Consider the following 16,246-nt stretch of genomic DNA (forward strand, 5'->3'; position numbering starts at 1 on the left):
ACAAATATGTAGATCTAATATCTATGTTATAGCACCATAATTTTGTTTTATTATTTTTTTATTAAAAATATATTTTATTATATAAAATTATTAATTCTATAATCTACTTTTATATTCATTAAGTAATTTGGATTATATATAAATAATGTTATAATATTGATATAATCTTTAAATTGCTAGAAAGGATATTTATATGATTGAAATAAACAATAAACTCTTATTTGATAAAGCTCTTAAAAACAGAGAGAGAAAAATAGTTATTACAGATAAACGAATAGTTAAGGGTCTTAAAATACTTGATAAAGTTGTTATAAAGGAAAGTGATAGAAATAGATGTAAATATACACTTAGAAGTAAAAGTGATGACTCTGCATTCATGGGTGTCATCGGATTTGCACCTATGATTTCTGGTATGGCTAATATTTCTTTTATGCAAGCTATGGGAGTAATATCAAGCGCAAGCCTACATGAGACTTTAATAATATTTGCAGATTATAATATTAATTTTAAAAATGATACAATTATACTAACTAAAGTATAATATTTTTATAAGGACTGTTAATTATTAATCTGTAGTTAACAGTCCTTATATTATATATATCTATACAGTTTCTTTTAACTTAGCTTTTCTAAATAATACTTGTGAAAATGCTATAGATGCTACTCCGCATAAAAACATTAATCCTGGATAATAAAGATATCTCAATATCTCAATTGGAGATATTCCAGCTATACCTGCTGCTGTCAGTAATTGTGCTCCATAAGGTATAACACCTTGCCAGCAAGATGAAAAAATATCTAATATACTAGCCGTTTTCCTTGGATCTATATTATATTTATCTGCAATATCTTTAGCTAAAGGACCTGCTGTAACTATTGCTATCGTATTGTTTGCAGTACATAAATCTATTACACTAACCAAAACTGCTATTCCAAATTCAGCACCTTTTTTACTTTTTATTTTGCTAGTTATAAAATAAAGTATATAATCTATACCTCCATTAAACTTGATTAAAGCTACGACCCCTCCAACTACTAATACTAGTAAACTAAGTTCATACATTCCTGCCATACCTTCTGATATTGCGCCTATAAGTCCTAATAGATCAAATGAATTAGTAAAAACACCTATAATACCTGCAAATACTATACCACTTCCTAACAAAGCAAATACATTTATTCCTATAAGTGCTCCAGCTAAAACTAGTATATATGGCAATACTTTTATTATTTCATAATTATAACTTTGGCTAGTTACACTTGTATATCCTGTTGTTACTAAAGTTAATATTATAGCTGTAATTATCGCTGCTGGTAAAACTATTAAAAAATTAACTTTAAACTTATCTTTTAACTCACATCCTTGAGTTTGTACTGCCGCTATTGTTGTATCTGATATCATGGATAAGTTATCTCCAAACATAGCCCCTCCTACGACAGCTCCAACTACTAAAGCTACTGGAATTCCAGTTTTTTGTGCTATTCCAAGTGCAATTGGAGATAATGCTGCGATTGTTCCAACTGATGTTCCCATAGATATAGATATAAAACATCCTATAATAAATAATCCTGTAACTAAAAGGTTTGATGGTAATATAGATAAACTTAAATTTACTGTTGAATCTACACCTCCCATTGTTTTAGCTACACTTGAAAAAGCCCCTGCAAGCAAGAATATTATAACCATCAAAATGATATTAGTATCTCCTGCACCTTTACAAAATACATCCATTTTCACTTCTAAACTTTCTTTTCTATTAAATAATAGCGCTACTCCCCCTGCTATTAAAAATGCTACTAATGCTGGCATTTTATAAAAATCTCCATTTATAACTCCACTTCCTACAAATAATATTAAAAATACACCTAATGGTAATAATGCTAATGGGTTTCCTCTTTTTATTTCTTGTTTCATTTTTAAATCTCCCTTCTTTTTTGTGTTTTTGATTGTATAACCTTAATTTTGGGAATTAAAAAACTCCCGTCCCTAAGAAATTAATCTTAGGAACGAGAGTTGAATTCGTGTTACCATCCTAATTTATTTGTATTTTACAATACAAACCTCATCAAGTACGCCAAAATTTTGGTTATACTCTATCACTGTAACGGGTGAATCCGTTGTAGCCTAAATCGTTAAGATCTCGGTACACAGCTCCAAGGCCATTTTCACTTTAATATTCTTTGCTCCATCTCACCACCAGGAACTCTCTGTAAAAGTATTCTCAAAGCTACTTTCCTTTTCATAGCATTTAACTTAGCTTTTTAATTTATATTTTATATATTATACATTTAAATGTCTTTTGTCAATAATATTTCTTAATTTTCTAAAAATTCATTTTAAATCCATTTTCTTTTAGCCACTTAATTCTTTGCTTATAGTCTGGTAGAACTTCTCCCACTGCATTGTAAAAATCCTTTGAGTGATTTCTATGTTCCATATGACACATTTCATGGACAACTATATAATCAATGATTTCTATAGGTGCCATAGAACACCTTAAATTAAATAATATTTCATTTTTATAAGTACAACTAGCCCATCTTGTTCTTTGATCTTTTATTTTAATAGCAGTTACTCTATCTTTAAAATATTTTCCATAGTAATCTATTCTTTTTTTTACAATATCTAAAGTTTCATCAGCATACCATAATTTTAAACTATGTTGAATTAATTCTTTATTATCTGCACTTGTATTAATTAATAACTTTTCATTTTCCGCATAAATCTTAACTCTATCTAAAGTTCTATCTATATTAATATTTAGCATATGTTCTTTTCCCAAGTACATAAAAACTTCTCCATTTTTATAATTATGTGAAATTTTATTTATACTTTTATGCTCAATTTCTTCTAATTTTTTAATTATCCAATCACCCTTATCTTTTACCATATCTATTATAAGGTTTTTATCAACTCCATTTGGAGACAAAACATTTATAGTCCCATCAGACTTAATTTCTAAACTCATAGTTTTTCTTTTTTTATATACTATGTTAAAACTTACCTCTTTATTTTTATGTATAAATTTTATTTCCATATAATCTCCTGCTATACAAACAAGTCCTATATTCTTTAAGTCAATCCATTTTATAAGTATCTATTTAAATAAATATATTACCTTTTCATATTTTTAATAAATTCATCTTTCTTAAAGCACCTATTGCTTCTTTTAAAATTTCTATAGCTTCATCTTTAGTACATATAATACTTATATTATTTTTTTTAGCATAATCAAAGTAGTTATCAGTTATCCAAAATAATGATTTATCTACACTAAGCCATGTGTCTATAGCCTCGTCAAAGTAAATCATACCTTCTTCTTTGCTTCCATAACTATACACATCAGGTATATTACTTACAACTTCTAAGCCTATTAAATACTTAGGTATATAATCATTTTCTTTAAATGCTTTCTTTAAATTTAATTTAGCATTAAAAATTTGATTTTCTTTAAAATAATATAATGCTTTTGTATATAACATAAATGCACATTCTTCTTCATAATTGCTTACTAAACTTTCAAACTTTTCATTTTCATCTAATGTTATAAATAAATTAATCAATTTATATCTAATGCCTTGATTGTCATTAGGATTTAATCTCAACATATCCTCATACTCAACTACAGCTTTATCATACTCTTCACCTTTAACATATAATTGTGCTAATGACTCTTTTACCATCATATATGGTCTAGTTTCTTTTACCATCCAAAAAAATCCTATTAAACTATTAAAATCATCTTTTATATATTTTTTACTTGAATTTAAAGCAAGCTTTGCGTAATCAATTGCTTCATCATAAAACTCAGCATTAATTGCTTTATCCATATATATCTCATACTCTTCTTTTTTTGACTCCGTAAGTAAACTAATAATATTTTCCAAGTTTTTATCCATAGCCACATGATTAAAACTTCCATCTTTATTAAAATAACTAAATTCATCTTTTATATTAGCTATAAATTTGCCATTTGAAAGTAAATGTTCTCTTATTACTCTTTCTCTAGATTTCATTGTAGTAATACTTATATTTATACATCTAGAAAGTTCTGCTTTTGACATATATATTTTTCCTTTATAAAAATTTTTCTGATCAAATAATTTGCTATCTTCTCCTACAACATATATAAGTCCTGCTACCCAACCTAATATTTTCCCTTTATCCATAGAAAAATTTTTATTTTCATTTAAACTTTTTATAAGTTTGTTAACAACTTTATAATAATCATCACTGAAAAATTTATCGCAAAAATATTTTGATTCTAATTTTATTTCTTTTAGTATTTCTTTTTTTGTAGTCATTAGCATACTCCTGTAATTTAATATTTATACTTACATAATATCCTTTATTTAGTTGTTTAAACAATATATTCGCTAAATATCATAGGTTTGCTGTATTATTTATTCATATAATTATATCATATATAATTTTCAAAATAATTAAATTACTTTTAAATTTTATTATTTAAGTTTATATTGTAAGTTTAGGGGAATATATTAATTATACTAAAATAAGAAAGAGGTGTTTTTAATGTTTGATAAAATAATATTGCCTTATGAATTTGACGAATTAGAACCATATATAGATGCAAAAACTATAGAAGTTCACTATAGCAAACATCTTCAGACTTATGTAAATAATTTAAATAATCTTTTAAAAGGTTATGAAGAACTTACATATGGAAAAACTTTAAAAGAAATATTAGAAAATGTAGATAATTTGCCTGTAGAAATAAGACAAGGGGTTATAAATCAAGGTGGTGGAGTTTATAATCATAACTTGTATTTCTCAATTTTATCTCCAAAAGCATTTACTATGCCAGGTGGCAATTTACTTGAAAAAATCAATGCAACTTTTGGAAGTGTAGAAGAGTTAAAAGATGAATTAAATAAACAAGCTTTAAATCAATTTGGATCTGGATATGCATCATTAGTTATGGATAAAAATAAAAATTTATTTGTAAAATCAACATCTAATCAAGATACAACTCTAAAGTATGGATTAACACCAATACTTACAATTGATGTTTGGGAGCATGCTTATTATTTAAAATATAAAAATGCTAGAGCTGACTATATAAAAAATATTTGGAATGTAATAAATTGGGATGCAGTAGCTGAATTATATGATAAATAAATAGTTATTATATATTAAAATATAAAAAAGAGGATATCTCAAAACTTATTGTTTTTTCTATTAACAATGTGTTTTAAGATATCCTTTTATTATTTTATTTAATTATTTTTTCAATATAGTTACAATTGACTTCTATATGATTTAAGAAAAGAAGCAGTCTTTCATAAAGAGGATGAGATTCTTCACCATATTTTAATTCTAGGTTTTTACCTATCTCTTCTACAGTTCTTTCTCCATCAACTTGTAAAAATATATAGCTACCATATTTATCTAGCTCCACATTTTTATACATTGGAATTTTAAATTTCAACTTTCTAAAAGCCCTTTGTATTTTATGATCTTGCTTTTCCTTCACAGTAACGATACCGTCTTTACTTACTTCATATTCGATTTTATCACTTTTTTTAAAAACTATATTTAAAATATCTTCATTATTTTTCATTATTTTTTACCTTAGATTTAACAATTGGCCATGCAGTAAGTACTACTAACACTATTAATAATATAAATGCCATCATGTTTCCTGAAGCAAATCCTTGTGGTCCTGCTGATTTTATAACACCTGAAACTTGTAATATTATACCGATTAATCCTATTATAGATCCACCTGCAACAAGTCCTGATGATAAACTTATACCATTTGAAACTTTAACTTCTTTTTCTTTATCACCTTTAGAAGTTTTCTCAACAAATACACGAATTAATGCTCCTATTAATATTATAGAAGTTGTTGCTATTGGTAAATAGAATCCTATTGCAACTGTCATTATAGGTAAGTTTAAGAAGTATAAAACTATTGCCATAAATACTCCAACTATAACCATAACCCATGGTAATTGTCCTGACATTATACCTGAAGTTAATGTTGATATTAAGTTAGCTTGTGGTAATGCAAATGGAGGATTATCTCCTGTAACTGTAAGTTGATTTGAAAGTAATATTACTGTACCTACAACAACTATTACACCTACTATACCAGCTATTGCAAAGTATTTTTGCATTTCACTTTTACTACCACCAATTATGTAAGTTACCTTTTGAGATTGGCTGTATCCACCTGCTATAGATATAGCAACAACTATAAATGTACCGAATAATAATAATGATTTATTATCTGCTAAATCTGTCCATCCCATTATAACAAAAACTAATGTAGCTATAACTAAAGATGCTATTGTCATACCTGATACTGGTAAGTTTGATGTTCCTATAGTACCTGTTAAACGTCCAGCAACTATAACAAATAGTGCTGCTAAGAATAATGATACAATTGATCCAATAATTGCCATTGCTATACTTCCAGATATAATAAATCCTGCTACAAATGCTATTACAGCTCCACTTAATAATATTATATTTTGAAGAGTTGAATTTTCATTTGAATCTCCTGATGATGATTTTGCATTAAGTGTTTCTTTTACAGAAGCTATTATAGTTGGTATCAGTTTAACTGCTCCTATTATACCACCACAAAGCATCATACCAGCTCCTATATATTTTACATAGTTACCTGCTATATCATTTACACCCATTTGATTTAAAGGCATTGAAGGATCATTCCATACTTTTGCTCCTTCTCCTGCTAAATCAGTAAAGTATCCTATTAAAGGCATAATACCAAAATGAGATAAAATAGAACCTGCAAACATTGTTAATGCAACTTCAAGTCCTACTATAAATCCTATACCTAAAAGAAGTGGATTAACCTCAACTTCAAATTTACATTTATAGAATTTATCTCCAACAAAACTTATAACGTTATTTGCTACGTTTAAGAATGAACCTGTTAAAACTGTAATAATTCCACTTATTCCAAATCCCATACTCATATATTTCATTGAATCTCCGCCACCATCTGATGCCACAAGTGTTTCAGATATAGCCATTGATTCTGGATACATAAGCTTTCCATGTTCTTCAACTATTAAATAATTATAAACAAGTGATGCAACTCCTATACCAAATAGAACTCCACCAACTCCAACAATAAATCCTTCTAAAAATGTAACTTGGCTACCAATTAATAAAATAGCTGGTAACACGAATATCATACCACTGGCAACTGATTCTCCTCCACTTGCCATACCTTGTACTATGTTTTTTCCAAGAATACCTTTTCCACTAGCGAATGCTGCAATAAATGCTGAACCTATTATAGATCCTGGAATACCTGCTGCAACTGTAAGTCCAGCTTTCATACCTGAATATGCTGTCGATGCTGCAAAGATAACTGCTAAAATTATACCAATGATTAACACTGCTATATTTGCGCCGGTACTTGACTTGTCTGTTATGTAAGGAACATAATCTTTTCCAGATACTCCTCCATAAGCTCCCTTAGGTAATTTTTTATTGCTCATGTAAATTCACCTTCCTTTATTTTGATTATTTCCATTATATCACATTATTTCGAAATCTAACTTTTGCAGAATTTTAATTATTTTCTAAATTATCATACTAGAAATAATTTTTAATTTTAATTTGTTTTAAATTATTAAACTAAGATATCTCAATATATAAAATTTATATTTTTTCATAATTTAAAATAAAGCTAGTATAAAATACTAGCTTTATTTTAAATCATCATAATCTATACAGCAGGTGTAAAGAAATATGTAGGCTTCATTTCTATTAATTCTTCATTATTTATATGAAAATGTCTTCTCATATATACACTAAGCCATAGTTTTTTTGAATCTCCAAATACTTGACCTGATGGGAATAAATAAAGGTAAGTATCATCTGTTACACTATATTTTTGAAGTTCACTTCCAGTGATTCTTCCAAAGCTATCATAGTACTTAGTTACTTTTGAACCAGCATTCATAGCTATTCCATCTTTGTAATTATCTTGTTCTAAAGAAACTGTAGTCCCATCTTTATCTAACCAAACATAACCACCTGTTCTATCAAACTTAAAATATTTATGACCTTCCCAGTTATGATTTTGCATTTTTAGAATAACCTTATCTGATTTACCTATTAGTAAGCCATCTTTTTCATTAGTATTTTCTATGTATAATTGTATAGGTGTCCCATGTATTTCACCGTCATTTTTTTCATTAGTAGCTAATACATAATCCCAGTTATTATATACTTCAAATGTTAATCCTCTATTTTTAAAAGTATCATTTGATATATAATATTTTTTTCCAGTTTTTAAAAAATCTCCATTTATATCTTTTAAATTTAACTCTTTCTCTTGTGCAAAAGTTTTACTAGAAAAAGTAACACATGTAAATAATATTAATACAATTGTTAAAATAAGATTCCTAGCTGAATTTCCATTTTTTTGTGATGTCATATATGTCCTCCTTATTTTTAGTACCACACTATAATACCTTATCATATTCTTCGAATTTTTCAAGTATTTTTTATATTTTAGTTTTTCAGTCTATTTCATTTGTACAATTTCAATATTTAATTTAATAAAAAAGACTTCTATTTTTTAATAGAAGTCTTTTCATAGTATTACTTATTTATAATTTTTCAATATATTTACAATTAACATCAATATGGTTTAAAAATAGAAGTAGTCTTTCATAAAGAGGATGTGATTCTTCTCCATATTTTAATTCTAATTTTTTCCCTATTTCTTCAACATTATTATTTCCATCAACTTGTAAAAATATATAACTTCCATACTTATCTAGTTCAACTTTTTTATACATTGGAATTTTAAATTTTAATTTTCTAAAAGCCCTTTGTATTTTATGGTCTTGCTTTTCAAGTATAGTAACAATTCCATCTTCATTTACTTCATACTCTATTTTATCACATATTTTAAATACTATATTTAAAACATCTTCATTAGTTTTCATTCTTCTTTACCTTAGATGAAATAATCGGTAATGCAGTGAATACAACTAGAACTGCTAATAATATTATCGCCATCATATTCCCTGAAGCAAATCCTTGTGGTCCTGCTGATTTTATAACACCTGAAACTTGTAATATTATACCGATTAATCCTATTATAGATCCACCTGCAACAAGTCCTGATGATAAACTTATACCATTTGAAACTTTAGCTTCTTTTTCATTTTCACTCTTAGAAGTTTTTTCAACAAGAACACGTACTAATGCTCCTATTAATATTATAGAAGTTGTTGCTATTGGTAAATAGAATCCTATTGCAACCGTCATTATAGGTAATCCTAAGAAGTATAAAACTATCGCCATAAATACTCCAACTATTATCATAACCCAAGGTAATTGCCCTGACATTATACCTGAAGTTAATGTTGACATTAAGTTAGCTTGTGGTAATGCAAATGGAGGATTATCTCCTGTAATTGTAAGTTGGCTTGAAAGTAATAATATAGTTCCTACTACTACTACTACCCCTACTATACCAGCTATTGCAAAGTACTTTTGCATTTCATTTTTACTTCCACCTATTATATAAGTTACCTTTTGAGATTGATTATAACCTCCAGCTATTGCTATTGCAACAACTATGAATGTTCCAAATAATAATAATGATTTGTTAGCTTCTAAATCTGTCCATCCCATTATAACAAATACTAATGTTACTATAACTAAAGATGCTATTGTCATACCTGATACCGGTAAGTTTGATGTTCCTATAGTACCTGTTAAACGTCCAGCAACTATAATAAATAATGCTGCTAAGAATAATGATACAATAGCTCCAACAACCGCCATTGTTATACTTCCAGATATAAAGAATGCTGATATAGCTGCAATTACAACTCCACCTATTAATATTATAGTTTGTACAGCTGAACTTTCTCCATCTGCTGATCCTTTAGCATTCATAGTTTCTTTTACAGAAGCTATTATAGTTGGTATAAGTTTAACTGCTCCTATTATACCACCGCAAAGCATCATACCAGCTCCTATATATTTTACATAGTTACCTGCTATATCATTTACACCCATTTGGCTTATTGCCATTGCAGGATTATTCCAAACCATAGCTCCTTCGCCTGCCATCTCAGTAAAGTAAGAAATTAAAGGCATTATCCCAAAGTTTGCTAAAATAGATCCTGCAAACATTGTTAATGAAACTTCAAGTCCTACTATAAAACCTATTCCTAAAAGAAGTGGGTTAACTTCAACTTCAAATTTGTATTTATAGAACTTTGTTCCTATAAAACTTATAACATTGTTTGCTACATTTAAAAATGATCCTGTTAAAACTGTAATAATTCCACTTATTCCAAATCCAATTCCCATGTATTTCATAGAATCTCCACCTGCATCCGAAGCTACAAGTGTTTCACATATAGCCATTGATTCTGGATACATAAGCTTTCCATGTTCTTCAATTATTAAGTAATTATAAACTAATGAAGAAATTCCAATTCCAAATAAAACTCCAGCTACTCCAACGCCTAAACCTTCTAAAAAAGTAACTTGACTACCAATTAATAATATAGCAGGTAGTACAAATATCATACCACTGGCAACTGATTCTCCTCCACTTGCCATACCTTGTACTATATTTTTCCCTAGAATACCTTTTCCACTTGCCAATGCTGCAATAAATGCTGACCCTATTATAGACCCTGGTATACCAGCCGCAACTGTAAGTCCAGCTTTCATACCTGAGTAAGCTGTAGATGCTGCAAATATAACTGCTAAAATAATACCAATTATTAATACCATAACGTTTGCGCCTGTTTTAGACTTATCTGTTATGTATGGAACATAATCTTTTCCAGATACGCCTCCATAAGCTTCTTTAGGCAATTTTTTATTCATATAATTCACCTTCCTTTTTTTTTCTAAATCGATTATACCACATATTTTTACAAAATTCTCTAAATTTTTTAAATTTGCAATTATATTTTTTATTTCAATTTTAAATATTTTCTATACATTTAAAATCATTTTAATTATACATATTTTAAATATGCTATTTTTTTATTAAATCTATTTTATTAATTTAAACTTTAATTTAAATTTTATTCATTTAATACAAATAAAAATAAGACCCGTACAAAATACCTGGCCTTATTTTTATTTGTATTAAATTATAAAATCATCGCTCCTATTATTCCAAATATTAATAGTGGTATATTGTAATGTAAAAATGTAGGAACACAAGTATCCCAAATATGGTCATGTTGTTTATCCGCATTAAGACCTGCTGTTGGTCCTAGTGTACTATCCGAAGCTGGCGAACCTGCATCTCCAAGGGCTCCAGCAACTCCAACTAATAATATAATAGCTGGTATACTAAATCCTAAACTAAGTCCTAAAGGACAATATATAGCAGCTATTATAGGCAATGTTCCAAATGAACTTCCTATTCCCATTGTAACTAAAAGACCTACTAAAAGCATAAGTAAAGCGCCTATAAATTGACTGTTCCCTACTATTCCAGAAACAGATGCGACTAAATTTTCAACAGCTCCAGTTTCTCTTAACACACTTCCATAACCAGCAGCAACTAACATTATAAATCCTATAAGTCCCATCATTTTTACTCCACCATCTACTAAATCATCTATTTCACTGAATTTAATAGCCCCAGTTATAAATAAAACAATTATAGCACATAGTCCTCCAAGCGGAAGTGATCCAGTTGCAATTTGAACTATAAAGGCAGTTATAGCTCCTAAAAAAGCACACCAATGTTTAGATGTCATTTTTTCATCAATTTCTTCATTTTCAATGCCTTCTATTTCTATATCTTTATATTCTCTTTGTTTTCTATAACTTATAAATATAGCTACTAATAACCCAAAAAACATGCCTAATGCCGGTATCCACATTACACCAGTTACCATGCTTGTTGTTGCATCTATTCCATTAGCTATCATCTGATCTCTTATGATATTTTGAAATATTAATCCAAATCCAACTGGAATTGCAAGGTATGGTGCTTTTAATCCAAATGTTAGTGCACATGCTGCACCTCTTCTGTCAATTTTCAATTTATTCATAAGTCCTAAAAGTGATGGAATCAATATTGGTATGAATGCTATATGTACCGGAATAAGATTTTGTGAGAAACACGCTATGAATGCTAATAATAGGATCAGAGTTATCTTTTTACCTTTAACTATTTTAGATATTTTCTTTGCTAGAATTGATGCTAGTCCTGTCTTGCTAACTGCTACTGCTAATGCCCCAAGTAATATATAACTTAGTGCTGTTTCTGCATTTCCTCCCATACCCCCAACTAAAATACTCATTGTATCCCCTATTGGCATACCTGAGCAAACACCTGCAACTATTGCTGCTACAAGTATTGATAGTAATACGTTGAATTTACACAAACAAAGTACTATCATTACAGCAATAGAGATTACTACTGGATTAAATAAAACCATATATTATCCCCCTTTATTAAAATTAAAAAAGTAATACTTATGTATGTTTTAAACTAAACCTTTGTAATAAGTATATATTAATTTATTTTATATATGTTATATTTTAATATACAAAAAATACATTTCATTTGACATTAATGTGTTTTTCCCACGAAAAAAGACTCTCATATATGAGAGTCTTTTTTAGATGCAATCTATAATTATAATATAGTTATGTTTTCTGCTTGAGGACCTCTAGCACCTTCAACTATATTAAAGCTTACTTTTTGACCTTCTTCTAAAGTCTTGAATCCATCTCTTTGTATAGCTGAGAAATGAGCGAATACATCATCTCCACCTTCTACTGATATAAATCCAAATCCTTTTTCACTGTTAAACCATTTTACTATTCCATTAGTCATTGAAATGTTCTCCTAAATACCTACATGAAGCTTTCACTTCATTTATTTAATTATAGTAATCACTTGTTACTACACTATATATTATAGCATGTATTTTAAATATGTATACCTTTTTTGCAATTTTTTTACTATATTATTCCATCAAAATAAAACTTTTTATAAAGTAACTTTTATTTTTAATCTCTTCTATTTAACAGTTTTATACTTATACTATCAGATATACATTGATCTTCACCTATATTGTCAAAAAAGTCTTGTATATCTTCAAACTCTGTATCTTCAGTTATATTTAATCTATATTCACTATCATCTTCAAATCCAAATACTATGGTCTCACTATCTTCACAATACCATAAAAGATCTTCAGTTATATGGCAAAGACCTGTAAAATCTACTTCTTGTGAATCACCTTGTGCTACAAATTCAAATCTTAATTCTTCTATATCTATCATATTTCCTCCTGATGATAAAAACTTATGCCTATTATTTTAATATAAATTCTTATTTATTTTAACAATACTATAATATATCAGTAATTAGGTAATTATTCAATTAAAATTTAAATAGAATTTTTTATTAATTGCATTTATCACAAGGATCATTTTTTCCTGATTCCTCTTTTGTTCCTGAAAGTATTGTTTTACTTTTACTTAATGTTTGACAACTATTACTTGAATGATACGATTTCCCTTTTGGTGTCCAATAAACAATTTCACCTTCATTAACTTCAACTTTTTGTTGTAATCCAATGTTATTTTTTAATGTTGTGTTATTTTTATTATCTATTGAATTTTTTTTAGAATTTATTTTATATCCATTTTCATTGCCACTATTATAACTTCCCTTTTTACAATCGACGATTAACCCATCTCCAGTTGATTTAAAAACTATATCTCCACACTCATCACTTCTATGTACTTCTATGTTATCATGTTTTAATAAATCCATTGTTTCTTTGTGTGGATGTCCATATTTATTATCTTTTCCAACCATTATAACTGCATATTCTGGTTTTATTTTATTTATAAATGAAGAAGTTGAACTACTATGAGATCCATGATGTCCAACTTTTAATAAATCTACATCTTCCACATTTATACTAGATTCTATTTGCGATTCAGCATCTCCCATTAAAAGTACTTTATCATTACCATTTATATATTCAAGAACAATTGAATTATTGTTTGGATCCTCAGTATTTGCAACAGATAAAACTTTAAATTTAGATGTTCCTAATTCAAACTCACTATTTAATAAAGGTACACTTGGGTATAATCCTTTATTAGCCATAGCATGTATAAAATCTGTATACGTTTTCGTATTAGCATCTCCATTGCTCACATATACATTTTTTACTGGTATTGAATTTACCACTTCATCTAGACCTCCTATATGATCTGCATGTGGATGAGTTGCAAAAACATACTCTAATTCTTTAATTCCATGACTTTCAAGATAATTTACAACTCTATCTTCATCATCATTATCTCCTCCATCTATAAGAGCTGCTTTATCTCCTTGTTTTATAAGAATTGCATCGCTATTACCAGTATCTATAAAATGTAATTCAGATTCTGTATTTTCAGAGTTTGAATTAGTATTGTTTTCATTTTCATTGTTATAAGATTTTACATCAGTCTTACTTTTAACTTCTAAAGTATCTTTGCTTTCACACCCTGTCATTAATACAAGAACAAAAACAAATATTAGTGGTATGCATATTTTTTTTATTTTATTTAAAAAATCCATATTTTCTCCTTTTTATTATAATTTACTGTATATTATTGTAACATATTGCCTATAAATAGCAATAAAAGAAGCTCATAAGATACCTTATGAGCTTTTTTATTAATTATATTATTTTAAACAATGCATATGATCTTTCGCTTCTCTACCTTTAATTACATATCCTTGACCTTTAGAACAAAATATAGAATTTGATGTATATTCACTATCACTATTTTTATCATAGTTTTTTCCGTCTAAAACCTCATCCGAATTATGACACTCGTAATATCCATCAAATATAACACTTATACTTCCACTACCCTTACTAAAACTAATTAATTCTAGTGGGTAATCCATAAATGTAGCAACAGGTCCTTTTCCTTCTATAATACATATTTCATCTCTTATAAGTGGTGTTTCAAATACACCATGCATTTTTTGTATATCTGATAAAACTCTCCCTAAGTAATCAGAGTCTACTTCTATTTTAAATTTATAGAAAGGTTCTAATAACATATTTTCAATTTGTTCTAAACCTTGCCTTAAGGCTCTAAGTGTAGCTTGTCTAAAATCTCCCCCACTAGTGTGTTTAGTGTGTGCCTTTCCTGTAATCAAGCTTACTTTAATATCTGTTATTGGATACCCACCCAATATTCCTCTATGTTCTTTCTCAAATATATGAGTTTTAACTAGATTCTGATGTCCTATAGATAAGTCATCTACATGAGTTTTGCTTTCAAATTCAATTCCTTTATTTCTACTTAAAGGCTCAATCTCTAAATGAACCTCGCTATAGTGTCCTAATGGTTCAAAGTGCCCATAACCTATAGTTTTTTCTTTTATAGTTTCTTTATATAAAATTTCACATTTAGCAAAATCTATATCTATATTAAATCTATCTTTAACTATTTCTTTTAAAACCTCTAATTGTACTTTCCCCATAACGTGAATATGTATTTCTTTTAAAGCTTCATTCCATTCAACTTTTAAAGCTGGCTCTTCACAGTTTAGTATCTTAAACGCATCTATTACTTCTCTTATATTTAATTTTTTATCAAAGATAACCTTTGACTTCAGTGTAGGTACTACGTCTATATCTATTTTTATATTTTCAAATTGATTTAAATCTATATCTTTGTAAAATATATAGTTATTAGATGTAGCATTAGTAATACCTTTAACAGCAACTATTTGCCCAGCTAAAGCTTCATTTATACTTTCAAATTTATTAGAATTGTACAGTCTAATGTTATTTATTTTTTCAGTTATTTTTTTATCATCTACTATATATGTGATTTCATCTTTAACTTTTACACTTCCACTAATTATCTTTATATACGTTATTCTACTTTTATTTTCATCATATTTAATCTTATATACTTTCCCTAAAAAACTATCATCTATTTTATATTGAGTATAACTTAAAAAATCTAATTTAACTAAAAAATCATCAATTCCTATATCTTGTAATGCCGATCCTTTAAGTATAGGATATATATTACACTCTTTTATGTTTCTAATTAAAGCTTCTATCCATAAATCTTTTTCGTATAAATCATTAAAGTATTTATCAAGTAATTTTTCATCTCTTTCAGCTATAAATTCAATTAATTCTTCACTTAACCTTACATCATCATTTATATGTAAATTTTCACTTATATCTATACTAT

Annotated in this window: 15 protein-coding genes and 1 other annotated feature; of the genes, 2 read left to right on the forward strand and 13 right to left on the reverse strand. The window is 27.7% G+C overall.

Features of this window, described 5'->3' with window-relative positions; translation table 11 throughout:
* Nucleotides 1-193: 193 nt before the first annotated feature.
* Nucleotides 194-541, forward strand: a complete 348-nt coding sequence (locus ACRCYC_RS14315) for a hypothetical protein (protein ID WP_438619812.1) — start codon at nucleotides 194-196, stop codon at nucleotides 539-541.
* Nucleotides 542-601: 60 nt separating this feature from the next.
* On the opposite strand, the gene ACRCYC_RS14320 is transcribed toward ACRCYC_RS14315, so the two are convergent.
* The 3 genes from ACRCYC_RS14320 to ACRCYC_RS14330 all read right to left on the reverse strand — a co-directional run bounded on the left by ACRCYC_RS14320 (nucleotide 602) and on the right by ACRCYC_RS14330 (nucleotide 4,305).
* Nucleotides 602-1,915 carry a Na+/H+ antiporter NhaC family protein gene (locus tag ACRCYC_RS14320; RefSeq protein WP_438619813.1) on the reverse strand — a complete coding sequence of 438 codons (1,314 nt, stop codon included), beginning with the start codon at nucleotides 1,913-1,915 and terminating at the stop codon, nucleotides 602-604.
* Nucleotides 1,916-2,000: 85 nt separating this feature from the next.
* Nucleotides 2,001-2,253, reverse strand: a binding site (T-box leader).
* Nucleotides 2,254-2,324: 71 nt separating this feature from the next.
* Nucleotides 2,325-3,038, reverse strand: a complete 714-nt coding sequence (locus ACRCYC_RS14325; protein WP_438619814.1) for a M48 family metallopeptidase — start codon at nucleotides 3,036-3,038, stop codon at nucleotides 2,325-2,327.
* 85 nt (nucleotides 3,039-3,123) lie between these two features.
* Nucleotides 3,124-4,305: a DUF6398 domain-containing protein gene (locus ACRCYC_RS14330; RefSeq protein ID WP_438619815.1), complete on the reverse strand. Its 1,182-nt coding sequence runs from the start codon at nucleotides 4,303-4,305 to the stop codon at nucleotides 3,124-3,126.
* Between the two features lie 229 nt (nucleotides 4,306-4,534).
* Between ACRCYC_RS14330 and ACRCYC_RS14335 the strand changes: the two genes are divergently transcribed.
* The gene (locus tag ACRCYC_RS14335) at nucleotides 4,535-5,140 is read left to right on the forward strand and encodes a superoxide dismutase (RefSeq protein WP_438619816.1); all 606 of its coding nucleotides are present in this window, start codon (nucleotides 4,535-4,537) and stop codon (nucleotides 5,138-5,140) included.
* A gap of 94 nt (nucleotides 5,141-5,234) precedes the next feature.
* Here ACRCYC_RS14335 and ACRCYC_RS14340 read toward each other — a convergent pair whose 3' ends face one another.
* From ACRCYC_RS14340 to ACRCYC_RS14385, 10 genes are all read right to left on the reverse strand, one after another.
* Nucleotides 5,235-5,582 (reverse strand): PqqD family peptide modification chaperone, encoded by a 348-nt coding sequence (locus ACRCYC_RS14340; RefSeq protein WP_438619817.1) that lies wholly within the window; start codon nucleotides 5,580-5,582, stop codon nucleotides 5,235-5,237.
* The gene (locus tag ACRCYC_RS14345) at nucleotides 5,572-7,500 is read right to left on the reverse strand and encodes an OPT family oligopeptide transporter (RefSeq protein ID WP_438619818.1); all 1,929 of its coding nucleotides are present in this window, start codon (nucleotides 7,498-7,500) and stop codon (nucleotides 5,572-5,574) included. Before ACRCYC_RS14345 ends, ACRCYC_RS14340 begins: the two co-directional genes overlap by 11 nt.
* A gap of 230 nt (nucleotides 7,501-7,730) precedes the next feature.
* Nucleotides 7,731-8,444 (reverse strand): hypothetical protein, encoded by a 714-nt coding sequence (locus ACRCYC_RS14350; RefSeq protein WP_438619819.1) that lies wholly within the window; start codon nucleotides 8,442-8,444, stop codon nucleotides 7,731-7,733.
* Nucleotides 8,445-8,619: 175 nt separating this feature from the next.
* A complete protein-coding gene (locus tag ACRCYC_RS14355; protein WP_438619820.1) occupies nucleotides 8,620-8,961 on the reverse strand; it encodes a PqqD family peptide modification chaperone in 342 nt (113 codons plus the stop codon).
* Entirely contained in the window at nucleotides 8,951-10,870 is a 1,920-nt protein-coding gene (locus ACRCYC_RS14360) for an OPT family oligopeptide transporter (RefSeq protein WP_438619821.1), read from the reverse strand. The genes ACRCYC_RS14355 and ACRCYC_RS14360 overlap by 11 nt, the downstream gene beginning before the upstream one ends.
* 272 nt (nucleotides 10,871-11,142) lie before the next feature.
* Complete coding sequence (locus ACRCYC_RS14365) at nucleotides 11,143-12,447, reverse strand: Na+/H+ antiporter family protein (protein WP_438619822.1); 1,305 nt, start codon at nucleotides 12,445-12,447, stop codon at nucleotides 11,143-11,145.
* A gap of 200 nt (nucleotides 12,448-12,647) precedes the next feature.
* Complete coding sequence (locus ACRCYC_RS14370) at nucleotides 12,648-12,848, reverse strand: cold-shock protein (RefSeq protein ID WP_021431086.1); 201 nt, start codon at nucleotides 12,846-12,848, stop codon at nucleotides 12,648-12,650.
* A gap of 176 nt (nucleotides 12,849-13,024) precedes the next feature.
* The gene (locus ACRCYC_RS14375) at nucleotides 13,025-13,300 is read right to left on the reverse strand and encodes a hypothetical protein (protein WP_438619823.1); all 276 of its coding nucleotides are present in this window, start codon (nucleotides 13,298-13,300) and stop codon (nucleotides 13,025-13,027) included.
* A gap of 124 nt (nucleotides 13,301-13,424) precedes the next feature.
* Nucleotides 13,425-14,597 (reverse strand): ComEC/Rec2 family competence protein, encoded by a 1,173-nt coding sequence (locus ACRCYC_RS14380; RefSeq protein ID WP_438619824.1) that lies wholly within the window; start codon nucleotides 14,595-14,597, stop codon nucleotides 13,425-13,427.
* A gap of 108 nt (nucleotides 14,598-14,705) precedes the next feature.
* On the reverse strand, nucleotides 14,706-16,246 hold a 1,541-nt coding region (locus ACRCYC_RS14385; RefSeq protein WP_438619825.1), incomplete at its 5' end, for an elongation factor G.

Source organism: Paraclostridium sp. (assembly GCF_051657365.1).
Lineage (GTDB): Bacteria > Bacillota > Clostridia > Peptostreptococcales > Peptostreptococcaceae > Paraclostridium.